The sequence below is a fragment of the Pseudomonas sp. GT1P32 genome, from assembly GCF_054897805.1.
On the sequence record NZ_CM142704.1, the window covers coordinates 5,787,949 to 5,813,516 of the forward strand.

Here is a 25,568-nt window from a genome sequence, read left to right on the forward strand (position 1 = left end):
CAACACATCCCTAACTCGGAGACTTTAAGCCGCGCTGTCGTCGAGGTTGTCGGACAGATGGAACAGAAGGGAATTGTGGGAACAAAAGTCTTACTGGCAAGTGGGTCTTACGGATCGGTGACCAGTGCTGATCTTTGATCAAAACCGACAGGCGGTAGCAATTTTTCGGGGTGTCGAGTAACTACCTGTTATTTCTGACAGTAGCCAGACGCTTTAGTAAGGAGGCTAAATAGCAACAACAATAGTGCGCTGCATTTTTTTCCGGAGCACTGCATGTAAAAAGGAGAAACCCATGGTAGCCCCTCGCGTCACGCCACCTAAAGAATTCAACTCCGCGGAATCGTATCCCTACCCGCCCGATTCATTACCTCAACCAAATACGTTTGTAGCCAATCCCCTTAGATTTACAGGGCTTGCTTATTTTTTTGGGTCTCCGAATTCAACTGCCGGAGTATTAGTCCATTACGAAGATGAACGACAATACGCCGTCCGCTTTGACGGTTCGCCTTATGATGTTTCGGTACCGGTAGATCCAGGTCCTATGCAGGTATTTGTACATTTCATGTGGATAGAAGGTAATAAGGGGGATAAAGCGGAGTTTATTTTCGATATATATGTTTTGACCCCTCCCTCCTAGTTCCACTCCCGCAAACTTTTCTTTCAGATATCTGCGGGTTAATTGAATTTCCAGAAACATCACTTTGCGGAGTAGCCCGTAAGGAGTTCTATTGCGCGTCACGTTAATAATACCGTTCGTCATGACTGTCAGTATTAACAGGTAGGAATTGTGGTGCACGCAACGTAAAAAACAACTCAAGACGACAACAGATTTGCCTTTCGCATTCCGTTCCTCCCAGCCTTGCTCGCAGGAGAAGTTCAATGAGTAATAACCATTCCAACCCTGCCCTTGAGCAGCTTTTCAGGCTTACTCTTGACACTGGCGAACCCTCGGTAATGAGTCGGTGCCAGGGTTTCATTCAGGAAGGTGGGACGGTATTCGACCTATTGGACATGGGGCCACAGGGCATTGTAAAAAAGTTCGACGTGCACCTAAAGGACACCCATGGACTCCTGGAACAGGCCACGGTCCTGGCGGTCCATGCTGCTCGCGAATTCAGTGAGCATCAATTGGTTCTTCAAGGCCCACCCAATCCGCTCCACCATACGGGGATCAGGCCGCCAGGAGACTCGCCGACATTCGATGGTCTGTTCGAGACTGACTGGGAAAACTGCACGCCTGCGCAAAGTCCGGATGCACATAATGGCCCGTGCGCTTATCTGGTCAGGTTGTATGAGCTGGCCCGTCAGCTGGAAGCTGCTGCGGGTGGCGCTCCAATTAAAATCAGCAGTCGCAGGCCGGATATCGGCACTATGCGACTCGACCCGACAAGCCTGTATCAGGTCAAACGAACGATCTCGATCGTCAACGAAGTCATGGAATCAATCATTGAAGCCTCTGTACCGCTTCAAGCTGATCATGTGGTTGATGATTTGATGCTGGAGTCGCGGTACCCGTTCCCCAGTATGCCGTTCGAGTGGTACTTCGTGCAGTGGAGTCAGGTGCTCCAGCAATTCAATATATTGTTGGGTGAGGTGGTGCGGACCATTGATCCTTCAGCTCCGTATTTCAAACAGAAAGGCGCGCACGGGGCGTCTTCCGATGTGGCACTTCGTCAATCCAGTTGCGTGGGCCCTGTGGGGCAGCTATTGCTGACAGAGAATTTCAAGTTTCCCCAGACTAACCCTGCCGAGAACGATGATGCCGTGCCCGACGCTGGCAAGCAGCGAAAAGTAACGCTGGGTACACCGTATGAGGATTTCATAAAAGAGAATTTCGACACGACCCCTTCAGCCCTGCTGGACTCAGTGCACTTTTGTCATAAAACGTCCATTGCTGCTGAGGCGTTGACTGTCTTTTTTTCAATCGAAAACTACGCAACTAATCGATCAAAAAATCAGACAATCCTGACTAATCCAGCCTTCGGGCCCGCGCAATTTGGTTCTGTCTTCATCAACGATGGCAAGGATCCTGCCTTGGGTTTGAGTCCTGCAGTAAAAGGTTCGACCCGTCAGTTGACCAATACCAGCGAAAATCGCCTGGAACGCATCAACCGAATGTTGCGTCTGGCACGTTGGCTGAAGTTGTCCTACCAACAGTGCGACCAACTGGTAGTTGCCGCCAACAGGGCCGAGCAACGACTGGACTTGCAAAGTAGCGCTGATCCGAAACCCAAGCCATTGCGGATTACCAACAATACGCTGCGAGCGATTGGACTGTTTCAGGAGTTCAATAAGGAGTTCAAATGTACCGCTGAAGAATTCGCAGCGATGATTGACGAAGTATCCCTGTTTGGTGCTGGAAAGGAACCCTCTCAGTTCGACCTTATTTTTAACGAGAAGGCTTACTTTGATGCTCCGTTGATAGTTGACGATGGTGCTTTTTTTATCGATGCGCAGACGCGTGCGGACAGGCGCACCGTCGATCAAATATGCAGTGCTTTGGGGCTGAACCAGGAAGCCTGGCGTTACTTGGCTCGAGTGGTTGCCAGAGGGCACAATTTGACCACGCAGCTAAAGCGCAGTCTGCCCATTCTTTCATCGCTCTATCGCATCGTGAAGTTGGCTTCCTTGCTGAAAGTGACCCCAATTGAAATGGTCGCCTTGCTAGAAACACTCAGTGATCGTGGTGCGGGCGGGGTACTTCAGAAAGTCACCGGAGAGGCGCGTATCTCGGTAAGCGGGATCACGGGAGATGGTGACATTTTAAGTGTGATGCGAGCCGCAGCAGATTGTGTTCAGTGGTGCAGGGAGAATGATCTGAGCGTGCTCTTCGTCGTTCAGATGCTGTCACCTCTAACACCACCGCAATTGCCTACCGCAGCCGAAACAAGTTTGCTTGAGACTTTACATAAACGTTTGCAGCCAGTGTTGTTCACAGAAGACAAGTTGCTGGAAGCCGGTGTCCCTCCTAGTCAGAATTTCGACTATGCGGGTTGGCTGGATTTACTGAAAGAGTTGGTCGATTCCCGCGGAATGGTGATGGCTTCTGCCGCTAATGACGGGGAGGAATACGAGCGGCTTGCCCGCGCAGAAATCGAATTCGCGGTGAGTGAAGAAAAACTTCATCGAGATGAAGCCGAGCGTGTGGTTTCGATCATTTTGGCCATACTGCTGCAAATCCAGGCTGCCCAAAGTGCTGTGGTACAGGAAACGCTGTCGGTCTATCTGGATTGTTCTCAGGACTTGACGTTGCCACTGCTCAAATGGGTGAGTCAGGGTGGCGTTCCACTCTTGCTCACGGAAGCTGCACGAGCCCTGAATGCGGTGACTTCAGGTGCCGACAAAGTCAGGATCGGTGACGAGGTGTTGTCGTTGCTGGCGCATTTGGTGCGTCGCGCGGCAGTTGTAAAAAAACTGGACTTGAGCTCGGCGATGCTTGTCACGCTGACCACCCGTGAAAACTGGAAATGGTTCGGCCTCCTGCAAGCCAAAGACCTGACGCTGCACACGATGTACAAACTGACGTTGTATCGGCGTGCAGTGATTCATACCGAGCAACCTGCCGAACGATTGCTGGACTATTTAAAGCTGGTCAACAGTTTGCCGAGCATTTTGACCGCCGAGGATCTGCGGTTGATTCGCGACTCTGCTGCGACTCAACTGGCCCATGTGTTGAGGTGGGGGGTAAGGGAAGTACTCGAATGTATCCTGTTTCTTCTTCCTGCCAGACCGGTTGTTCAAAGTTTTGATGTTTTGGATACGTTGCTACGTATTCGCGGTCTGGCTGCGCGCAGCGGCCTCGATGCGAAGGCCATCATCAAGTTGGGCGAGCTAACGCCTGACAGTGGCAAGACTGCTTATCGCGCTGCGGCAGAACACATGATGGAGTCCTTGTCCGAAACGTCGGTCAAGGGGGGCGACCAGTCGTTTGGCGAGTTGGGGCAAAGCAACACTGCAGAGATCAACTGTATCGGTACTCCGCTTATTGCCAATGCCGGTGAGCAGGTAGCCTTGATCGAGTTGAAAGTGCGTGACTTGACCGACAAACCTTATGTAAATCTCACCGTGAGATGGAGCTGCGATCGTCCAGGTTTGCTCGATGAAGAATCCTTTACTGATCAAGACGGACGTGCCGTGGCGCGGTTCAAGGCTGGCAGCTGGATGGGAGTCGCGCATGTGAAAGCCGTCTATGGCTTGCAACAGGTAGCGATTGCCGAAGTCGTGATCGATTGTGATGAGCGATCGCTAGGGTTTGATCTGGACAGCCTTCGCGTTGACACCAGGGACTATCTGGCGGGTGGTGTTGACTTCATCCCTGTCGAAGTGAAGTTGGTAGATGATCACTCTAATCCCGGTGTCGGTCGTACTGTGGAGTTTGGCGGTCTGGGAATCCTCGCCGATAAGTTGTCGGCGACAACGGATGACAAAGGGATTGCCAAGGTGCGCGTCACAAGTATGGAACCCATTGAGAAGGCGACGTTGCTTGTTCGTTACAGCACGCTCAGCCCGAAACTGATACGCAATCTAACGTTCGTTGGCCAGCCTTCCATCAGATTGTTGGTGGCCGAGAGTATGGCCGTAAAAGGGATGGAACTGATCCTGCGATGCCATGTGATTTTGTTAAGTGGAGCGGTCGCGCCCGACGTCGATGTAACGCTCAAGTACGGGGACAAGACTCTTGGCCCATTCAAAACTGATGCAGACGGAGTTGTTCGGTTCACCGTGCCCGGGTTTGAGGTGTCAGGCATGCAAACATTCACCGCCGCGGTCGGAGCAAGTGAGCAAGCCTTGAAACTCTACGTCGCCGATGGCGCAGTAATACATGGCCAGGCGACAGATTATCTCTATCCGGTAGCCGGAAAAGAGTCCTCTACTTTGCTGTGGGTGAAAGTGCTTGAGAAACCGGATAATCAGGCCCGTCCTGTGCCCAATTGTTCAATTGCATGGACGGTAGAATCGATCGATGAACCTGAAACTAAGCGTTGGGCCTCTATTTTCATCCTGACGGATGAAAATGGGCGTTCTGCCTATCCGTTTGAAGCCATGGATCCGGGAAAATACAAGGTCACCGCGCAGCGCACGGACAAAGTTGAAGAAACCGTTTCGTTCTTGCTGGATGTAGTGCCCGCCATTGACTGGCGTTATCAGTGGGTCGATCTGAGCCTGCCTGACAAACCTTGCCTGGAAGCGCCTCTGTTGTTCGTCAGAGGTCATGAGTATCGCCTTGATGTTCACTTGCCAAAAGACGTGGATCTTGCAAATGCCCGCGCGATGCTGAGTTGGACAGGCGATTTTTCCGCCAAGGCACTGGGCTTGAATTTCACGCCGCTGACAGGCGCATACGTACAGATCAAGTCCGATGACCTGATGCTCAGCTGGATGATCAAGTGTGCTGATGAACGTAACGGCAGTTTCAAACTGACGTTCTTCTGCAACCGCCTTAACCAGCGCCTGGAATTACCGGGACGCCTGGATGCTCCGCCTCCTGTCCTGACCTATCCAGAAGATGGGGACCAGGCGGTTGAAGTCCAGCCACTGCTGACCGGCTCTGGTAGTGCCTACGCGGAAATAAGCGTATTTGAAGGGCGGAACAGTAAGACGCGTCTCGCACAAACCAGTGTGAATGCCCAAGGTGGTTGGTCGGTGAGGCTGGCAGAACCGGTACTTCTTGATTCCCATGTGTTCTCGGTCATGCAACGTCATTTCGATGGAAGTACAGCTTGGGCGCCGGACGCGCATGTCAAGGTGACGAACTTCATCGATAAACCACACATCATCAGTCCGCTGATGAACGCTAGGGTAGGGCCTTCGTCCTGGGTTGATGGGGTGGGATTACCAGGGGCGGAAATCCGATTGTTGAGTAATGAGGGTGACGTTGAAGTTGCCAAAGGCATTGTTGCTAAGGACGGTCATTTCAGGGTGCAGTTTTCTCCGCCGCTCGAGAGTGGGACCTTAACATTCAAAGCGGTATTGCGCGCGGATGAAGTAACTTCGGAATACTTGGAAAACTATGTCGTAGAGGTGGTTGATCGAGGTTGATCGACTGCTGCAATACAGTGTGGCCTGGATTAGCGTATTTCATGAATGGTATTCAACTGAATGCTACGGTAGCGTTTTTTTCAAATTCCGAAGAAGGTATTTTCGAAAGGGATTATAAAATGGAAAAGTCCATTATTGGTGTGCTTGATGAGTATCGCAGCGTAGCCCTGGCCGACTTTTATCGTGCAAAGGTCGCTCCCGCAAAACCTGAAATTCCAGAGCTGTCTTCGCTGGAAGATCTGTTGCAGTATTTGTTGCTGGATACTCAAGTCAGCTCATTAGTGGACTCATCCCGAGTGGCTGAAGCCATCGCTGCGATGCAGGTCTATATTGGTGCAATTTACTGCGGTATGGAGACCGGTCACCAAAGGGATTTTTCCAAGGATGAATTGGACGCCTGGCATAAGCGTTATTGCAATATCAGTGATTGGGCGGGTTATTCAACTCTTGAATATTATCCGGAGAACTATATAAGTCCGAAGATGCGCTTGAACAAAACAGCTTCCTTCAAAGCTCTTGAGGACGATCTGGCTCAAGCCAGTGTGAGTAATACGGCTGTGCAAAAGGCCCTTTATGAACACCTCAAAAGGTTTGTGGAGACCTGCAATCTCGATCTGATATCTGCTTATATAGATGAAGCCGAGGATGGCAGCGAACAGTTCAAGAACGCGGTGTATTATTTTATAGGTCGTCGTCGGGAAGAGCCCTGTGGTTATTATTGGCGCAAGACAACTGTTGAGCTAAAACAGGAAAGCAAGTATTTGCATCCGGCATGCTGGAGTGAATGGCTGCCTATCGATCTACCGCTAGGCCCTGACGTATTGGCCATCCGGCCTGTTTTTTTTGCAGGACGGTTGATGGTCGTGTACGTCGAGGGCATTCGTGATCCGGATCTGCACTTTGAGAACGGTACAGTCGCTCCGGGTCAGTGGCATCTGGAAATGAAACTGGCCCAGTTGGCGATCAATGGCCGTTGGTCACTGCCCATCAGTCTCGGAAAAAAGGACTTCTCGGTTGTACCCAAGGATTCCGCACGTCTGCTGGCGGTCACTTTTGGAGGGGCGCGCAAATACGTGGATGATGTATTAGCCGTTTGCTTTACGACAACGGATGTTCCCATCGAGTCGTCAAAGGACGCCATGTGGAGGGCTGACGAAGAGAAACCAGGGTGGATGTTTGCGTCATTGAACTCAAGGTTCGAACCGCAAGATGCTCAGGAGGAAAGTCTCGAAGTATTGATCAATGGGAGATTTGCGAATCCCATGGCATTGCAGCATCAGTTGCACATCAACGAGCGTTCCCTCGTACGCCAGTCGCTTGTTCCGGCATCGGTGTCCACAACAGGTGACTCCACACAGGAAGGATTAATCAGTAAGTACATATCGACCAATATAAGTTTAAAAAGTCGATTGGATGTAGTAGGAGGGGAGGAGGTTATTACCAATGTGTTGCAGGTTCAGGGTGTGTGCGAAGTTGACAGGCCTGACTACACATTGAATCAATTGGTTTTTGCAGCTAGTGCGAATGTTTTATCGTTGATGACCTATTTTGAGCTTTCAAAAGTCGGGGCGAAAGGCATCAAGCTGACTTGCCATCATCAGGGTGAGATAGGCTTTGATTTTTCTTTGTGTTTAGAAAATGAAGGTGCGGAGACTGCCGATGTATTGGCATCGATTACCAAGACTGAGTTTGTCAAAACGGCGTTTGGAGTTCAGTTGGTAAAAGATATTGCGCTGACTCATGCGCAACTGGAAAGACTATGGATGCTGTCATCCAGTAGTGTTCGTAGCGGAGCTGGATTTTTTATTGCTCATGGTTTGTCCAGTGCTGCCAATGAGGTGTTTTTAGGTAATTCCGTCAATAGATTGGAGGTGCAAAAAAAACCAGAGACAGTGCCGATGGCGCTGAAAATAATTGATGGAGGCATTGTTACGGCGGATACCTGGGAAGGTACAGTTGAATTGAATGGTTGGGCGCAGACTGTTTGGATTGAATATCGCTGGACAGGTAATCCTGTCAACAAGAGCTTCGATATAGTATGGGGTCAAAGCAGCGGCGGAGAGTATGGTCGCAATCGTTATAAGCTGGAAGTGTTGCAAGTGCCTAATACCAGTCCTGTGCCGTTGATCAGCAAGCAGGATTCCGGAGGGCAGTTTCTGGACCTGCGGCCATTGGGTACCGAGTTGAAATGGGTCCAGCTTAACTCTACCTTTGGCGATAAACTTGTCGCTAAAGCGGCGATTTCCATTGACGAAGTATTGTCCAGATCTACCCAGTTTACTCACGAGCCAGCGCCTTGGGAGTCGCCCGATAAGGCACCGAATCCATTGACCATTCCTATGGACTTCAACAGTGCCCATGGCATGTTTTATTGGGAGCTATTTTTTCACCTGCCGTTTTTGATCGCCTATCGGCTGGCTGAAGAGCGCAACTATCGAGAGTCACAAAACTGGTATCACTACATTTTCAATCCACAGTTGCGGATGAACCGTCCTGGCGCAATGGTTAACAATGAACGTTATTGGCTCTGTCGGCCTTTGCTGGAACCGGGTGATATCAGTTTCGTTGCCAAAGACCTGGTAGACCCCGACGCCATCGCGTTTGCAAAACGCATTCATTACCGTAAAGCGATTTTTATCGCTTATGTACGGTGCATCATTGCCCATGCCGATTCGCTTTACCGGCATTTGACCCGCGACAGTCTGGCGGCGGCAAAACTGCAGTACATCCGTGCTCTGTTTCTGATGGGGGATGCTCCCAAAGCGAAGGCTATGAGCCATTGGGAGCCGACTAGTGTGGACATGATTCTTTCCCCTCGCCAGGCCGGCACTCACAGTGCATTGGAAAACTTCAGTCGTACCCTGGACGTACAGGTGGCAAATTTGCCGGCCCGAGTTTCCGGGTTAACTGATTTTTCGATTATCAGAAGAGATGTTTTCCGTCCCACAGCCAATGAAGATGTACTGGGTATATGGAAATACATCGACAACTGCCTTGGCAATATGCGCAATAACTTGACGATCGATGGCAAGCAGTCGTCTATCCCTCTATTTGCTGCACCGACAGACCCGAAGAAGTTGCTTCAAGCCCAGGCGGGAGGATCGTCCGGTGCATCCCGCAGTGCGGGGGGCTGGCGCAATATTCCGCACTATCGGTTCCGGGTCATGTTGAGCACGGCCCAGAACGCGGTGCAAACACTCATCGGTTTCGGTCGCGAAGTCAGACTATGCATGGAAGCGCGTGACCGAAGTTTGCTTGAGGAGCAGTTGCAAAAGCAGCAAATTGAACTGGGAGCCTACGCCACGGCGATCCAACAGGAGTCGCTGAAACAACAGGAGGAGTCACTGAAGTCACTGCAGGAAAGCAAGAAAGTGATTGATGGGCGCATCGATCATTATCGCCAGTTGCTTGAGCAGAACGTGACTGCGGGGGAAGTCGCTGCGCTTGAGGACCAGATGGCAGCCAGGACTGATATGAGCGATGCGAGCCAGGCTTACGTTGCAGAAGGCTACGCTAACCATGCGCCGAATATGGTGATCATGGGCGTAGCTGCGGGTACCGGCGGCATCGTACTCGGTGGTTCATTTCGAGCAATGGGACTATTGCTGGGAGGCGCGGCGGAAAAAGAACTGATTGCGGCGGACAGGTCAGCGACCAGCTCTCACTATGGACGCAGATCGGAAGAGTGGGGACTGGCGCTCAATCAAGGTGAGCGTGAAATGCAGGTTTTGGACGCGCAAATAGAAGCACAGATGCATGCGGTCTATGCTGCGCGATCCAGCCTGGAACATGCGGAGAAAGCCAACGCTCATGCTCAGGATGTGTACTCGTTCTATAAAACCCGTTCAACCAATGTCGAACTGTACCGCTGGCTATTGAGCCAGATGGCTGTGCTGTACTTCCAGGCATACGATGCAGTCGCCGGATTGTGCCTGAGTGCCGAAACCTGTTTACAGTACGAAATGGGCGACTTCGATTTGCAGATCATTCGACCCAATATGTGGATGGATAACTACTACGGTTTGTGCGCTGGCGAGTCCATGCTGTTTGACTTGATGTCGCTTGAGAAGGAGTTTCTCAGTCGAAACGAGCGTCGCCTGGAATTGATCAAGACAGTTTCTCTGCGTCAGCTGTATGAAACGGGCGAGTTTGTTAAGCCGAAAGAGGTCTGGGATAAAGTACTGGATGGAATAAAAAAGACAGGAAAACTTGACTTCGAGTTTACTCAACAACTCTTTGATTGCGATTATCCAGGGCATTACTGTCGCCAGATTGTCAGCGTTTCAATATCGCTCCCGGTAGTGCTTGGCCCTTACAAGGATGTATGCGCCACACTGACACAAACTTCCAGTACTACGGTGCTTAAGCCACACATTGGGATACTCGATTACTTTTACGGTGACAAGGATCAAATGCCGCCACCGTATGTTCTTTTGAATCTGCGTAGCCATCAACAAATAGGTGTGAGCCGCGGAATTGAAGATGCCGGTTTGCATCAGATGATGTTTGGTGATGAGCGTTATTTGCCCTTTGAGGGGACGGGTGCCATATCCCGGTGGCAGCTGCACTTTACACGGCACGACACGCGGCAGAAGGCTTTGATTGACAGCTTGACAGATATCATTGTCGAGATTCGTTATCTGGCGAAGGCGGGAGGAAACGACTACACAAATGCTGTGATGGACCTGTTGCCTGGCTGAGCGGCCCTATCAAATTCGAAGCGTATTCGAATACTACAACAGTAGTTAACAGAGAAAGGTGAGCATCATGAGTGCAGAAAAAATCCGCGGTCGCAATCTGGTAAAAAGTGGGAGGTTTCCTAGTGGCTGGGACACGAATTGGCAACGCGTTGGTAATGGCGGTGGGGAGGGATGGTATGAAAGTATTTTGTACGGAAACTTTTTGATGTTGAATGGGAAAAGAGTCTACTCGCAGTCTGTTTCAACGGCATACTTTACGGAGCCGCAATTTGCGCAAGTGGAGTATTTGTTGGGCTTTCAATATGAAAACAAGGGTGATGGTCCAGGCTCGAAAGTTATTCTAAGGTTCAGTAATGGTACAGAGGATCCGATTGATTTAAGTGGGAAGAAAAAAGACTTGGTGGATGACGAAAGCTGGAATCCTTATCTAAGGCACCCCCTCACTGTACTTCAGGCTGATCAATCTGTTGATCTTCAGATTCATGGTGCCGACATTACGGGTGCAAGAGGATTGCGGACTACCGATTTTGATATTCAGATCGAGCTGCCTCCATTGGAGTTAAAGAGTCTCACCGTAGATAAAGTTGAGTATCGGAGACCGGATTGATGCGTCGATATGAGTGATATCTACCCATTCGCCCAAGCGAAAATTTTATTGCTGAATTGGCAGCAGTCAAGGAGCTCCACTGCGTTTCCAGGCCAGGTAATGTGTCACCAATTCTGGTCCCAGCTCTCTGGGGCGGACATCCTTTACCGGAACTCCATGGGCGACCAAGCGTTCATGGAGTTCTGCTCGTGAGTTCAAATAGTCAACTGTTCCGCTGTAGTTCAGCGCATCCGACAAGGTTTGCACCATCATTTGTCGTGTGGTGTCGAGGACCTCTTCGCGCATGCTTGCTATCAATACGCGGTGCTGCTTGCTCAGCCGTTGAACAGCGCTTATCAGTTCCTCATTGTCTTCATCCCGCAGGTTGGTGACCAATATCACCAATCCTCGGCGCTTCTGTCGAGCCATTAATTGGCTGGCGGCAGCCTGATAATCAGAGGGGCGCTGGCTGCTGTCCAAATCGTAAACAGCATTGAGTAGCACGTTGAGCTGACCGGCACCTTTCACCGGGGCGAGATAGCGCGGTTGATCGCTGGCAAAGGTGCTCAGACCCACCGCATCACCCTGGCGCAACGCCACGTAACTCAACAGCAGGCACGCATTCAGCACATGATCGAAATGTGCCAGTTCGCCGTCGTGACTGCGCATGTGCCTTCCGCAATCGAGCATGAACATGATCTGCTGATCGCGCTCGTCCTGATACTCCCGGGCAATCGGTGTGCGTTGCCTGGCGGTCGCTTTCCAGTCGATCTGGCGCAGGCTGTCGCCTTCGCGAAATTCCCGTAGCTGATGAAACTCCATACCCAGGCCACGTCGTTGCCGCTGGCGTACGCCGAGCTGGCTGAGCCAGTTGTCCACCGCCAGCAGTTGGCCGCCGTAGAGGCGGGCGAAGTCGGGGTAGACGCGGGTGTGGTCGGTGACGCTCAGAAGCCGTTTGCCGGACCACAGGCCCAATGGGCTGGGCAGGTTGATTTCGCAGTGATCGAAGCTGAAGTGGCCACGTTTGAGCGGGCGCAGGCGATAGCCGACCTGGCTGTGCTGGCCGGGCTGAAGTTCGACTGACAGGGGGAGGTTTTCGAAGTTCAGGCCGTCGGGGACGTGGTCGAAAATCTGGATCGTCAGTGGTTGGGGAGAGTTGTGCTCGACTTCCAGTCGCACTTCGCTCCAGCGACCGAGTGCCAGGCTGCCGGGCATTTGTCGTGTTATCCGGGGCGAGTGCAGGCGCGCGAGGCGGACAGCATCGAGTATTGCCAGGGCCAGTAGCGCCAGTAATAAACCCCATTGGATCGACAACAGGCTTGAGGGCAGCGCAATGTCCAGTGCGCGCAAGGTGCCCAGCACGATGCCGATGGCCAGCAGGATTGCGAGCCAGATCAGCAGCAAACGCGAGGGTTTCACAGACGTGGCGCCGGCACTTGATCGAGCAGTTGCCGCAGCACGTGATCGACCTCCAGCCCTTCGATATCCAGCTCCGGTGCGATGCGTACGCGATGGCGCAACACCGACAGCGCGCAGCCCTTGATGTCATCCGGAATCACGAATTCGCCGCCGCGCAACAAGGCGCGTGCTCGTGCGCAGCGCACCAGTGCGATGGACGCCCGAGGCCCGGCGCCGAGGGTCAGGCCGGGCCAACTGCGGGTGGTGCGGGCCAGGCGCACGGCGTAGTCGAGGACCTGATCGTCCAGCGGCAAATCACTGGCGATACGTTGCAAGGCCAGCACGTCCTTGGCTTGCAACACGGTGCGCAGTGGTTGCACATCGAGCATGTCGGCCCGGGTCGAACGGCTGACCTGACGCACCATGTTGAGCTCTTGTTCGGCGTCGGGGTAATCCATGCGTACCTTGAGCATGAAGCGGTCGAGCTCGGCTTCCGGCAGCGGGTAAGTGCCTTCCTGTTCGATGGGGTTTTGCGTGGCGAGCACCATGAACGGTTGCGCGATGGGCAGGGCGCGGCCTTCGAGGGTGACTTGCCGTTCCTGCATGGCTTCGAGCAGCGCCGCCTGGGTTTTCGCCGGGGCGCGGTTGATTTCGTCGGCGAGCAACAGGTTGGTGAACAACGGCCCTTTGCGCAGTTTGAATTGCTCGGTTTGCAGGTCGTACACCGCGTGGCCGGTCACATCGCTGGGCATCAGGTCCGGGGTGAACTGAATGCGCGCGAATTCGCCACCGAAGCAGCGGGCGAGGGCGCGCACCAACAAGGTCTTGCCCAACCCCGGCACGCCTTCGAGCAGCACATGACCGCCGGCAATCAATGCGGTGAGTACGTCATCGATTACGGTGTTCTGGCCGATCACGGCTTTTTGCAATTCAACTCTTATCGCTTGGGCCAGGTGACTGGCGCGTTGGCGTTGCTGCTCGGCGTGGCTCGGCGCGCCGGGCTCGATCTGTTCACTCATAAGGCGTTCCTCAAGGTTTGCAGGTGAGCGACCTGACGGCTGAATTCAACGCTGGACAGCCGTTGCTTCGGTCGCGGGCTCATGGCCTGGCTGATAGCGCGTGTGGGTTGGCCGGTCAGGCGTGCGAGCACCAGCCATTGTTCGGCGACGCCGAGTTGTTCAAAACCGGGATGACGGCGCCGCACCCGGCGCAGGATGTCTTGCTGCAAGGCTTGCAGCAGACTGTCCTGACCGCTGCGGCGCAAGATGAAATCGGCGCTGGCACGCAGGTGTTCCTGAAGTTGCCGACGGGCTCTCGGCGCCGGTTCAATCAATGGGCCGTGGCGCACGCCGACATGCCAGAGGCCAAGGCCGATCAGGGCGATGAGGGCGACAAGCGCCTGAGGGAAATAGCGCAGTAACAAGGTCAGCAGGCTGTCGTGATCGGTGTTGAACAACAGCGTCACCTGAGTGTCCGCGGTCAGGTACCAGAGCAGCCAGGCATTGTCGTACTGGTCGATGGCCGGGGTTTTCCACAGGTCGGCGTCGGTGACCACGATGATCGAGCCGAGCCCGTGGCTGAGCTGCATCATGTGCGTGGCCTTGCCGCTGTTGGCCCAGGCTTGCGCGAGATTTTTCGGGTCTTCGAGATGGAACGCGGTATCGAAGGTGGCGTAGGCCGGGGCGTCTTCATCCTCAAGATACAGTTTGGTCAGGTTGGGGTAAGGATCCTCACCGGTAGCGGGTGGCGGGTCCTTGAGGTCTTTGCTCAGTGACTGGTGCACCTGCACCCGGTCGAGCAGCAGGTCATTGCTTTGGCCGAGTTTTTCATCCCACAGTGATTCGGCGATGAACAACAGACGCCCACCGGCGCGGGTCCAGTTCATCACTTGGTCAATCTGCCGTGGCGTCATGTTGTACCGGTCGCCTAGCAACAACAGGCTGTGCTGGCGCGGGTCCAGCGTCGGCAGCACGTCGAGGCTGTTGGCATGGCCGACGGTCAGGCCCTGTTTGCGCAGGAAGTGTTCGGCGGCCAGATAAGGGTTGGCCTGGGCTTCGGGCGAAGGGCCGTGATCGATGTCTGCCTGATAGGGCGTTGCCTTGAAGAACAGATAAACACTCAACACAGCCAACAGCGCAGCGATGAACACGCCGACCGCCAGCCAGAGCCGCCGGTTCAATGCGTCACTCCCGAGCCGAACAGCGCCCGCCAGCCATCACAGAGTTCCTGTTGCACATGCGCGGGGGGCAGGCGATGCCCGTAGGCCATGTTCTGCCAGTGCCCCGTCAGCTTTTTACTGAAAGTCAGCAACGCGGGTTGTTGCAGGTGTTCGACGCGCTCCAGTACTTCGCCTTCGGTGTCGGCCGGTTTCAGCGCCATGTTGTAGTCGTGCAGCAAGTGACTGAGCAGGGCGCGATAAAGCAATCCGAGTGCTTCACGCGGGTTGGTTTGCCAGAGGCTTTCAGCGCTGGCGGCGATGTCGGCAGGCAGGGTTTCTCGGTTGAGGTCCAGGCCGAATGCTTGCTGTGGCAGCGACCGTGCGACTTTGCGCGGTAACGCCGGTCGGCGACTGACAAACGCCTGCAACCAGTCGCGGTAACGCCAGATCAACAAACCGATAGCGCCGATCACCGTACCCCACAGCAGCACTTCAATCAGGGTCGCCATTGCACCGAAACGCTGGTTATCCAGCAACTTCAGTAGTGCCTTCAGCCACTCGGGAGCCTTGCCATCGTCCGGGGTTTCGGCGGCGGGTTTGTCTTCGCCGCCAAAACGATAGCGGGTGACCGTTTCCTTGTTCTTGAACGGCGGCTGATCGAGGATCGCCTTGATGCTGTCCCGGGACGCCTGGCTGGTCAGAGGCTGGTCCAGCAGACGCGGGCTGTCCGGTGAGGTCGCAGGCTCGGTGGCCCACACGGTTTGCACCGCAGGCACCAGCAAAAATGCCGCCAGCAGCAAGGCGACAGCGGTACTGCTCAAGCGTTGGCGCAGACGGCGGAACACCAACTCGATATCCCAGGCTTCCAGCACCGTGCGCCGGTTCAGATAAAGGCTGAAGCCGCAGGCCACGTAAATCGGTTCCCACACCACCAGCACCAACACGTAAAACACGTTGGTCAGGTGTTCCAGCCAGCGCCAGTCTTGTGTGGCGGCGGACAGCAACGTCTGCCAGCTCCAGTCGAGTTCGACCTGTTGCGGCAGGAACAGATAAAACAGCACCATCAGGCCGATCCACAATGCACTTTCCAGATGCACACCGATGATCGTCAGCCAGCGCGCCGCGCTGCTGTCGCGTTGCAACAGCACCTGCAAGCGCTGTTGCCGCGCTTGCCCACTCAGGCCTTCGAGTTGCACCACCGGCATCAGGAAACTGCGACTCAGACTCAAGCGTCGCCAGGTCAGGCTGGCGAGCAATTGTGGCTTGAGCAGTCGCGGCCAATGGCGCAGCGCCTGTTTCAAGGTGGGTGTTTCACCGAACATGGCTTTGGACAGGATGTACAGCGGCAGGCGTTCGAACGCCGGTTTCAGCCACCAGAAAATGAAGACGGCGAGGGACGGTGAATCCCACAGCAACAAGCTGAGCAAGGCGAAAACCGGCAAGGTCACGATGGCCCAACTGGTCATCAACAGGCGTCGGTGCCGCTGACTCAGCAGGACACCGAGGTCCATGGCTTCCCAGGTTGTTCGAGGGCGGATCACCACGGTCGCGTCACTCAGGCGCATGACGAGTCCGTCCGGCAAACAGCAGATACATTGCTACCAAAAACCACAGCGTTGCGCCGACCAGATATTTGGTCATCGGCGCCGGCCCGGTCATGGATGACCAGTAGGCTTCGATGAATGCAGCGATCAACAGAAACAGCATGACCCCGCAAATCAGTAATACGCTTTTGCGTGCCGCGACTCGCAAGGCTTCGGCGCGTGGCAGACGCCCCGGTGCGATTAATGCCCAGCCCAGTTGCAGGCCGGCGGCACCCGCCAGGGCAATGGCGCTGAGTTCGAAAGCACCGTGGCCGATCACGAATGACCAGAAGGTTTGCCCGTAGCCGATCTGCGTCAGGTGCCCGGCCACCGCGCCGATCATCAAGCCATTGAAGAACAGGAAAAACGCGCTGCCCAGGCCAAACAGCAAACCGCTGGCGAACGTCTGAAAAGCGATGCCGATGTTGTGCATGATGTAGAAGCCAAACATCACCCAATCTTCACTGGCCGCCCGTTCCGCCGAGCGACCCAGGTGTCCGGCGTTGGGGTCGTACATGCTTTGCATGTCGCTGACCTGTTGTGCCGGAATCAGGTTGTAGACCAGGTCCGGGAACAGATACACCAACAGTGCGAAGCCGATCAGGCTGCCGAAAAACATCAGGCTGGCGGCCAGCACGAAGCGCCACTGTTCGCGCACCAGTCGCGGAAAATCCGCGAGGATGAAGCCGAGCACATTGGCCCCCAGGCGGCTGCGATGTCGATAAAGTTGTTGATGTCCGCGCAGGACCTGTTGCTGCAACGAGTCGATCAGGAAACTGCTGTATCCACGCTCCTGAGCCAGCGCCAGGTGCTGGCAGAGCCGGCGATAGTCTTTCGCAAAACTGGCAACACGTGAGGTGTCTTTATTGCGCTCCAGCCTGTCGAGCATGAGGGAAAACTGCGCCCATTCAGCCTTGTGGCGATTCTCGAAAAGACTTTGCTTCATGCGGGGCCCAACAAGCCGCGGGCGATGCCGTTGAGTTCCGCCACCGCCCGAGGCGCTGCGACGTTCAACGGTTGGGCGAGGATAGAAGCGAGTTCATTGACCCGCGCTTCGGAGAGTTCACCCTGGCGTTCGGCAAACCCGAGGATGGCGCGTTGCTCGATCAGCGTCATGGCGAAGGCCGGACGTCGCGGTTCGGCGTCGGGCACTTGCGGTCGGGTGAGCGGCTGTTCGCGGTAGATGACCAGCGTGCCGGCGGCCAGGTCGCCGAGGCGTTTGAAGCTGGGGTGTTGCAGGCAGCTGATGGCGCCGAGGAAATAGCCGAACGGCAACAGGTCGACAAATCGCAGCAGGTTGCGCAACAGCGAAGCGGACCAGCCGATCGGCGTGCCGTCATCCTGCACCACCCGCAGGCCCATCCATTGCTTGCCCGGCGAGCGCCCTTGATTGAGCACTTCGAACAACACCATGTACCACCAGCTCACTGCGAACAGCAGGATCGAGCCCAGCCCTGCGCCGAGTTTCCCCAGAAACGCGAGGACGATAAACAGCAGACCCAGAATCAGCCCGCGCAGCCCGAGGTCGATGGAGAACGCCAGCGCACGGACCATCAACCCGGCCGGGCGCAGTGGCAAGTCGATGCCTTCCGGCGTTTCAACCTGATACCGCGTATCCAGTGGCGGGGACAGCGTCGCTTTCCTTTGCAGTGCTGTGGTCTCGAGCATGGGCAACCTGATGATGTGGCCTGATCGGGATTCTCTGTGCGTCCGATGCTAGCAGCCTCACGGGGGGAAACGACATAACTATGTATTGCACGATGCGTGGTCATAGGTGATTGAATGCAAGATTACTGGCCGGGGCGGGATGTGAACGCCTAGACTTCGCCGATCTTCAGTTCAGGAATAGCCCGTGACCTCGATCTTCTGGTACGACTATGAAACCACCGGCATCAATCCGCGTTGCGACCGTCCGCTGCAAGTGGCGGGGCTGCGCACTGACTTTGATCTCAATGTCATAGACGAGCCGGTCAATCTTTATTGCCAGCCCAGTGAAGACATCCTGCCGCATCCGGCGGCCTGCGCGATCACTGGCATCACGCCGGGCCAACTGACCGAACACGGTTTGAGCGAAGCCGATTTCATGACGCGGGTACACGCGCAACTGGCGGCACCGGGCACTTGTGGCGCGGGTTACAACACCTTGCGTTTCGACGACGAGATGACTCGTTACAGCCTGTACCGAAATTTCTTCGACCCCTATGCCCGCGAGTGGCAGGGCGGTAACAGTCGCTGGGACCTGATCGATGTGGTGCGTGCGGCGTATGCCTTGCGGCCCGATGGCCTGGTTTGGCCGACGGATGACGAAGGGCGGGTGACGCTCAAACTCGAACGCCTGACCGCCGCCAACGGTATCGATCACGGCAATGCTCACGAAGCGCTGTCGGACGTTCGCGCGACCATCGCACTGGCACGTCTGATCCGGGAAAAACAGCCGAAGCTCTACGACTGGCTGTTTCAGTTGCGCAGCAAACAAAAGGTGATGGATCAGATTCGACTGTTGCAGCCGATGGTGCACATTTCCGGGCGTTTTTCGGCGGCACGCAGTTATGTCGGCGTGGTGTTGCCGCTGGCCTGGCATCCGCGCAACAAGAACGCGTTGATTGTCTGTGACCTGCACCTGGATCCCCAGGGATTGCTCGACCTGGATGCCGAGACCTTGCGCCAGCGTTTGTATACCCGTCGCGATGAACTCGCCGAAGGCGAACTGCCGGTACCGCTCAAACTCATCCACATCAACAAATGCCCGGTGGTGGCGCCGTTGTCGGTGCTTCGTCCCGATGATCAGCAACGACTGGGGCTGGATATGGCGCTTTATCAGGAGCGCACACTGCGGCTAAGTGCCGCACAAACAATTTGGCGAGATAAAGTTCAGGCCATTTATGCCCGAGAGGATTTCGCCCAGAGCCAGGACCCTGAACAACAGTTATACGATGGTTTTATCGGTGATCGGGACCGGCGTCTTTGTGAGCAAGTCCGGGCGGCTGACCCGGCGCAATTAGCGCAAGAGCAATGGCCGTTCGATGATGAACGTTTACCTGAATTATTGTTTCGATATCGCGCACGTAACTTTCCCGACACGTTGAGTTTCGAAGAGCAAGAACGCTGGCGAATATTCTGTCAGCAACGTTTGTCAGCGCCCGAGTGGGGGGCACCCAATACCCTGGAAGCATTTGTAGAAGCCGCAGCCCAATTGAACATTACTGCGACGCCATTCCAGCAAGAGGTGCTCGATGAGTGGAGCAATTATGTCCAGACATTGCGCAAACGTTTGAATCTTTGAAAATGAAAATGCACGGGCCTGAGTTTCGGGCATAAAAAAACGCCAGCGATTGCTGGCGTTCTTTTTTGTCGCGGATTGCTCTGCGACAGGCTTGCGGCTTAGCCCAGCAGGGTAGCCCAGCCTTCAACCACGTCGCCGCCCCACTTGGCTTTCCACTCTTTCAGAGTTTTGTGGTTGCCACCTTTGGTTTCGATGACTTCGCCGTTGTGCGGGTTTTTGTATTGTTTAACTTTGCGAGCACGCTTGGTGCCAGTAGTTTTTACTGCGCCGCCGCGTGGTGCTTTGGTTTTGGATTCTGGATCCAACAGCGCAATGATGTCACGCAGGGACTTGGAGTATTCGCCCATCAGGGTGCGCAGTTTGCCTTCGAATTCCAGCTCGGTTTGCAGTTTGTCGTCTTGGGACAGGTTCTTCAAACGGGCTTGCAGCTCTTTGATAGCTTCTTCGGTGGCACGATATTCGTTGATCAAGGACATGGGGACTACCTTATGTTGTGCGCTGGATGGCAGGTGACAGTGCGGCAATAATAGTCAGGGTGTTTCATCAAGTAAACATTTAACCGGGGTTTATTTAAATTAGTTGCGATGAATAGGGCGCAAATTGGATGTACAGTTAAATAGTGTGACGCAGGTATCACAGATATTCACAATTGAATGCTTGAAGAATGCTGACAGGATCACCATCGCGCAGGTAACCGACAACCCCCAACGCTTGTGCCAGCGGCCCTCGCGCAACGCGAGGTGTCATCTATACTGCAGTTTTTTCGCGCAATCGCTAGAATGGCGGCCTTTGCGAAGTTCTGGAGTTTCCCCCTCATGCGCACTTTTCGGCTGGTGATTGCTTGCCCGGACCGCGTCGGCATCGTTGCTAAAGTCAGTAACTTTCTGGCGTCACATAACGGCTGGATCACTGAAGCGAGCCACCACTCGGACAATCTCAGTGGCTGGTTTTTCATGCGTCACGAAATTCGTGCCGACTCGCTGCCTTTCGGTATCGAGGCTTTCCGCGAGGCGTTTGCGCCGATTGCCGAAGAGTTCTCGATGAACTGGCGCATTACCGATACCGCGCAGAAGAAGCGCGTGGTGTTGATGGCAAGCCGTGAGTCCCATTGCCTGGCCGACTTGCTGCACCGCTGGCACAGCGATGAGCTGGATTGCGAAATCTCCTGCGTGATTTCCAACCATGATGATTTGCGCAGCATGGTCGAGTGGCACGGCATTCCTTACTACCACGTACCGGTCAATCCGCAGGATAAAGAGCCGGCGTTCGCCGAAGTCTCGCGACTGGTCAAACAGCACGATGCCGAAGTGGTGGTACTTGCCCGCTACATGCAAATCCTGCCGCCCGAGTTGTGCAGCGAGTATGCGCACAAGGTCATCAACATTCACCACAGCTTCCTGCCGTCGTTCGTTGGCGCCAAGCCGTATCACCAGGCCTCCATGCGTGGGGTGAAGTTGATCGGTGCGACGTGTCACTACGTGACCGAAGAGCTGGACGCCGGCCCGATCATCGAGCAAGACGTTGTGCGCGTCAGCCACAGTGACAGCATCGAAGACATGGTGCGTTTCGGTCGCGATGTCGAGAAAATGGTGCTGGCCCGCGGTCTGCGTTATCACCTGGAAGACCGGGTGCTGGTGCACGGCAATAAGACTGTAGTGTTCTGACTGCCACGCGACGCGGTTGAAATTCGAAGGGCCTGGGCGTTCAATCGTTCCAGGCCCTTCGCCGTTTCTGCACTGAGGACATGACCATGGCCGATCCACTGGACAAAGCTACTTCCAAGGCTCCCGCGACATTGGGGGAGGGGTGTTTGAGCCGTTATGATCCGGATGACATGAGTGCCGAAGACGGCACGGAGTTTCCCGGTGCGGCGGAGTTGTGGGAGCAGTTGAATCCTGAGCCTCGTACTGACCCTGACCTTGTAGGAGCCGGCTTGCTGGCGAAGCGGTCTTGAGGTCTGGTGCGCGCTCGTTTTGATTGTGTACATATCCGTTTCTTCGGTAACGGCGGCTATTGGTTTCGCTTTTACAGCGAGTCACTTGGAGAAGCGCCAAGTAACCAAGCGCTTTTGCCCCTTTCGTTCGGTGCCTCGCCTAGGCTCGGCATGCCCTCGCTCCGGTCCTGCTCCGTGGGCCCGCCGCGATCGGCCATCCCTGGCCGTGCGCGGCTAACCCGGCATCCATGCCGGGTTGCCCACTGCGCAGAACCTCCACTCGGCCTCTCGAGGGGGCGCTCAGATCAAAAGCTGAAGGCGAGCTAACGCTCGGCCTGATGAGTGGTGGAAATCAAAAGCGTACGCCGATCCCTGTAGGAGCCGGCTTGCCGGCGAAAAGCGTCTAGGCGACGCGTTCATTCAGACAGCCCGCGTTATCGTTGGCGTCCATCGCCGGCAAGCCAGCTCCTACAATTTTGAACCCTGTAAACCCGATCTCGTGTAGGAGCCGGCTTGCTGGCGATAGCGGCCGTCCAGCCAACACATTCATTGCCTGACCCACCGCTATCGCCAGCAAGCCGGCTCCTACAGGGGGGCCGTGTCCACATCCGGAATGAGTGGTCGCAGCCAAGAAAGACAACGCGGTCGACCAAAGAGCCAGGTCGGTTTTCAGGCCGCCTCGGCGGCTGTGGCGGTAGTCGCCCCCTCGAGAGGCCGAGTGGAGGTTCTGCGCAGTGGGCAACCCGGCATGGATGCCGGGTTAGCCGCCCCCGGCCATGGATGGCCGATCGCGGCGGGCCCACGGAGCAGGACCGGAGCGAGGGGATGCCGAGCCTAGGCGAGGCACCGAACGAAAGGGGCAAAAGCGCTTGGTTACTTGGCGCTTCTCCAAGTGACCCGCTGTAAGAGCGGAACCGATAGCCGCCTTAACCAAAAAAACGGATATGTACACCATCAAAAAACCCGCAAGCCCTAAGCCTGCTTAAACCTCATCAACTTCTTCAACAACGGCCGCCCAACCATCAACAAAAACACCGGCCCCCCCACCACCAGATAAAAGTAATAAGTCACCGCCCGCCAAATCAGAATCGCCGCCGCCGCAGTAGATTTCCCCACCATGGGCGCCAGCAATGCAGCCGAGGTCAATTCCGCCGCCCCGGCGCCCCCCGGCAACAGGCTGAACTGCCCCGCACTCAGCGAAAGCATCTGAATCAAAAAGCTCCAGGCCCACTGCAAATCCGCGCCAAGCCCGCGCAACGCCAGGTACAACACGCTATAGCGCAGCACCCAATGCACACAGGTCAGGGCAAACACCTTGATCAATGTCTGAAAGGGCAACTTCAGCGTGTCAGTGAACGCCGCAAGAAAGTGCAGGAGTTTTCGCGCCCAGCGCATGCGCGTGGTGCCTTTGACATTGAGACGTGCGAGCAGCCGCCCGCTGAGGCGAATCAGCAGCCGATGGTAGCGCGCGATCACCACACAACTGAGCAGCCCGCCGAACATCGATATCGCACTGACGGTCAGTAGCCACTCCATGCGCTCGCTGAGGTGCTGGAACAGCGCATAAATCAGAATCCCGCTTAACGCACAGAGAAAGAACAGCAGATCGCTGAGTTGGTCCATGGCGAAAACTGCGCTGCCCCGTGCCGGCCGAACCCCGTTGCGGGCCAGCAGCGCCATGATGGTCAGCGGTCCGCCGCTGCCGCCCGGTGTGGCGCAGTAGGCGAACTCGGCGGCCATTACCACGCCGAGGCTTTTGATCGGGCTGACCTTGTCGCGCTCATCACCCAGCAACAGGCGCAAGCGCATCGTGTTCACCACCCAGCACAGCAGGATCATGCCGAACATGATCAGCAACCAGCTCAGTGGAAAGCTTTGCAATCGCGACCAGGTCTGGTTGCCACCCAGCAGCAGCGGAATCAGCACCGCCGCGAGCAGCGCGACAAACAGCAGAATCCCCCGGCTCATGCGGCGCGACCGACACAGTCGCTGTGCAGCGCGAGCCAACGAGCCTTGGTCATCGGCATGCGGCCTTGGTCGAGCAATCGCTTGAGGGTTTGCAGCCAGTAATCGCGCGCAAACCGATGACGCATGTCCACCGGGTGCAGGCCCAGACGAATTACCGGCGCCTGGCGCCAGCGTTGTTCGCGCTGATCGCTGACGAGCTTCGACAAACCTCGCCGCCATGCGCTGCGCGCACTCCAGACCAGTCCCGGCGCATCGACCGGGGTGAAATCCGGTAGACGAAACAGATGCTGTGGATCGCTCGTGTAACTCAGGGGTAACTGGCGCAAGGCCTGGCGCGTACCTTCGCTCATCAACCAGGCCGGAGCGACGAACCCTTCGAGCGGCCAGTCATAGCGATGAAACAGCTCGATACCTGCGCGCAGACGCACGAGAGCCGCGTCCTGAGACAGCGTGTAGAACTCGCCTTCGTGGGTATAAATGCGGCGCATGAACCAGTTTCGTGGCGTGTTGGGCGGCGGCTCATCATCACAATGAAAATAGCCGTGCAGTGCCAATTCGTCACCTCGGGCGACTCGACCGGTCAGCAGGCGGCGCAACCCCGGGTGTGCCTCCAGATCGTTGTGTCTGTGGAAATCCGGCACCACCAGCCAGGTCATCGGCACCTCGCCCAAGGCGTCGACGGCTTCGACAAAAGGTTGGTAATCGGCCCAAGTGTGCGGCGCGACGTCATGCAGCACGAGTAACAGGCAGGGCGCAGTCATGTTTTCAACCATTGGCGGCCAGCGGCCATTGGTTGCCGAGGACGGCGTGATAGTGGCCCAACAGGCTGTTGACCACCGTGTCCCACGAGTAATGCCGTTCGACATGGAGGCGCGCTTGTTGGCCGAGCGCGGCACTGCCTGAACTGAACAGCTCCCGTACCGCATTGGCCATCGCCACCGGGTCGTTCGGCGCGCACAGCAGCCCGCATTCTGCGCTGATGATTTCTTCAAAGGCTCCCGCCGCCACGGCTACGACCGGAATGCCGCTGGCCATGGCTTCGAGGACTACCAGGCCAAACGTTTCCTGGTCGCCGGCATGCAGCAGCGCATCGGCGCTGGCCATCAACTTCGCCACCTGCGTGACGGGGCAGAACTCATGGATGACGGTGACGTTGTCCGGGACCACGACCGGCATCGACGACCCCAGCAGCAACAGGTGATAACGCCGCCCCAGGCGTCGCATGCATTCCAGCAACACCGGCAGGTTTTTTTCCTTGGAGCCTCGCCCGGCAAAAATCAGCAGGTGTGTATTTTCATTGATGCCCAGTTGCGTCCGCAGGCTTGGATCCCGGGCCTCGGGATGAAAGGTTTGCAGGTCGACGCCCAGGGTTTGGACGAAAACGTTGTTCACGCCCAGGCTGGTCAGTTTGTCGGCCATGATCCGGCTCGGCGCCAAGACCCGGTCGAAGTTGCCGTAGAGCTTTTTGACATACGCTTCGACGTTGGTTGTGACCCAATTGCCCATGCGATTGCTGACCAGCAGCGGCAAGTCCGAGTGATAGAAGCCGATCACTGGCACATCGAGTTGGCGGCGGGCATCGAGCGCTGCCCAGGCTGTGAGGTACGGGTCACCGACTTCGATCAGATCGGGCTGCAAATCCTGCAGGACATTTCGCCAAGGGGCGAGACGGAGAGGGAAACGATAACCCTTGCCGAAGGGCAGGGCAGGGGCCGGAACCGTGTAAACGCCATCCTGTTCACTCAAGTGTGAGCCGGGGATCAGCAGGCTGTGGCGAATGCCGGGCTTGACGCCCAGACGACGGTGTTTTGCATCCAGATACGTGCGCACGCCACCGCTGGCAGGGGCGTAGAACATGGTTATGTCCGCGATGTGCACGATGAACATCCCTCCGGTCCGTTGTACTCCCTTGGTTGACCT

The 25,568-nt window shown here is 55.7% G+C and carries 17 protein-coding genes; 7 read left to right on the top strand and 10 right to left on the bottom strand.

The window, feature by feature from the left end; translation table 11 throughout:
• The first annotated feature begins 292 nt into the window (after positions 1–292).
• The 4 genes from ACYZUC_RS26515 to ACYZUC_RS26530 all read left to right on the top strand — a co-directional run bounded on the left by ACYZUC_RS26515 (position 293) and on the right by ACYZUC_RS26530 (position 11,346).
• Positions 293–637: a hypothetical protein gene (locus ACYZUC_RS26515; protein ID WP_461991412.1), complete on the top strand. Its 345-nt coding sequence runs from the start codon at positions 293–295 to the stop codon at positions 635–637.
• A 242-nt stretch (positions 638–879) separates the two neighbouring features.
• Positions 880–6,039 (top strand): Tc toxin subunit A, encoded by a 5,160-nt coding sequence (locus tag ACYZUC_RS26520; protein ID WP_461991414.1) that lies wholly within the window; start codon positions 880–882, stop codon positions 6,037–6,039.
• Positions 6,040–6,080: 41 nt separating this feature from the next.
• On the top strand, positions 6,081–10,739 hold the full coding sequence (locus ACYZUC_RS26525; protein ID WP_461991416.1) for a Tc toxin subunit A-related protein: 4,659 nt from the start codon (positions 6,081–6,083) through the stop codon (positions 10,737–10,739).
• A 67-nt stretch (positions 10,740–10,806) separates the two neighbouring features.
• Complete coding sequence (locus ACYZUC_RS26530) at positions 10,807–11,346, top strand: hypothetical protein (protein WP_461991418.1); 540 nt, start codon at positions 10,807–10,809, stop codon at positions 11,344–11,346.
• A gap of 66 nt (positions 11,347–11,412) precedes the next feature.
• On the opposite strand, the gene ACYZUC_RS26535 is transcribed toward ACYZUC_RS26530, so the two are convergent.
• Genes ACYZUC_RS26535 through ACYZUC_RS26560 form a run of 6 tightly spaced genes read right to left on the bottom strand, consistent with a single transcriptional unit; the run spans position 11,413 to position 18,132 of the window.
• Complete coding sequence (locus ACYZUC_RS26535) at positions 11,413–12,744, bottom strand: DUF58 domain-containing protein (RefSeq protein WP_461991420.1); 1,332 nt, start codon at positions 12,742–12,744, stop codon at positions 11,413–11,415.
• Entirely contained in the window at positions 12,741–13,742 is a 1,002-nt protein-coding gene (locus ACYZUC_RS26540; protein ID WP_461991422.1) for an AAA family ATPase, read from the bottom strand. Before ACYZUC_RS26540 ends, ACYZUC_RS26535 begins: the two co-directional genes overlap by 4 nt.
• Positions 13,739–14,902: a DUF4350 domain-containing protein gene (locus tag ACYZUC_RS26545; RefSeq protein WP_461991424.1), complete on the bottom strand. Its 1,164-nt coding sequence runs from the start codon at positions 14,900–14,902 to the stop codon at positions 13,739–13,741. Before ACYZUC_RS26545 ends, ACYZUC_RS26540 begins: the two co-directional genes overlap by 4 nt.
• Positions 14,899–16,446: a DUF4129 domain-containing protein gene (locus ACYZUC_RS26550; RefSeq protein ID WP_461991426.1), complete on the bottom strand. Its 1,548-nt coding sequence runs from the start codon at positions 16,444–16,446 to the stop codon at positions 14,899–14,901. The genes ACYZUC_RS26545 and ACYZUC_RS26550 overlap by 4 nt, the downstream gene beginning before the upstream one ends.
• Positions 16,433–17,410 (bottom strand): stage II sporulation protein M, encoded by a 978-nt coding sequence (locus tag ACYZUC_RS26555; protein ID WP_461991428.1) that lies wholly within the window; start codon positions 17,408–17,410, stop codon positions 16,433–16,435. The genes ACYZUC_RS26550 and ACYZUC_RS26555 overlap by 14 nt, the downstream gene beginning before the upstream one ends.
• On the bottom strand, positions 17,407–18,132 hold the full coding sequence (locus tag ACYZUC_RS26560) for an RDD family protein (RefSeq protein WP_461991430.1): 726 nt from the start codon (positions 18,130–18,132) through the stop codon (positions 17,407–17,409). The genes ACYZUC_RS26555 and ACYZUC_RS26560 overlap by 4 nt, the downstream gene beginning before the upstream one ends.
• A 184-nt stretch (positions 18,133–18,316) precedes the next feature.
• Between ACYZUC_RS26560 and sbcB the strand changes: the two genes are divergently transcribed.
• The gene (gene sbcB / locus ACYZUC_RS26565) at positions 18,317–19,747 is read left to right on the top strand and encodes an exodeoxyribonuclease I (protein WP_461991432.1); all 1,431 of its coding nucleotides are present in this window, start codon (positions 18,317–18,319) and stop codon (positions 19,745–19,747) included.
• Between the two features lie 98 nt (positions 19,748–19,845).
• On the opposite strand, the gene mvaT is transcribed toward sbcB, so the two are convergent.
• Positions 19,846–20,223: a histone-like nucleoid-structuring protein MvaT gene (gene mvaT / locus ACYZUC_RS26570; protein ID WP_007933316.1), complete on the bottom strand. Its 378-nt coding sequence runs from the start codon at positions 20,221–20,223 to the stop codon at positions 19,846–19,848.
• A 339-nt stretch (positions 20,224–20,562) separates the two neighbouring features.
• Between mvaT and purU the strand changes: the two genes are divergently transcribed.
• Positions 20,563–21,411 carry a formyltetrahydrofolate deformylase gene (purU, locus tag ACYZUC_RS26575; RefSeq protein ID WP_008031689.1) on the top strand — a complete coding sequence of 283 codons (849 nt, stop codon included), beginning with the start codon at positions 20,563–20,565 and terminating at the stop codon, positions 21,409–21,411.
• A gap of 86 nt (positions 21,412–21,497) precedes the next feature.
• Positions 21,498–21,701 carry a hypothetical protein gene (locus tag ACYZUC_RS26580; RefSeq protein ID WP_461991434.1) on the top strand — a complete coding sequence of 68 codons (204 nt, stop codon included), beginning with the start codon at positions 21,498–21,500 and terminating at the stop codon, positions 21,699–21,701.
• A gap of 951 nt (positions 21,702–22,652) precedes the next feature.
• On the opposite strand, the gene ACYZUC_RS26585 is transcribed toward ACYZUC_RS26580, so the two are convergent.
• Genes ACYZUC_RS26585 through ACYZUC_RS26595 form a run of 3 tightly spaced genes read right to left on the bottom strand, consistent with a single transcriptional unit; the run spans position 22,653 to position 25,535 of the window.
• Positions 22,653–23,648 carry a lysylphosphatidylglycerol synthase transmembrane domain-containing protein gene (locus ACYZUC_RS26585; RefSeq protein WP_461991436.1) on the bottom strand — a complete coding sequence of 332 codons (996 nt, stop codon included), beginning with the start codon at positions 23,646–23,648 and terminating at the stop codon, positions 22,653–22,655.
• Entirely contained in the window at positions 23,645–24,421 is a 777-nt protein-coding gene (locus ACYZUC_RS26590) for a DUF2334 domain-containing protein (RefSeq protein WP_461991438.1), read from the bottom strand. Before ACYZUC_RS26590 ends, ACYZUC_RS26585 begins: the two co-directional genes overlap by 4 nt.
• A complete protein-coding gene (locus ACYZUC_RS26595) occupies positions 24,414–25,535 on the bottom strand; it encodes a glycosyltransferase family 4 protein (RefSeq protein WP_461991440.1) in 1,122 nt (373 codons plus the stop codon). Before ACYZUC_RS26595 ends, ACYZUC_RS26590 begins: the two co-directional genes overlap by 8 nt.
• Between the last annotated feature and the right edge of the window lie 33 nt (positions 25,536–25,568).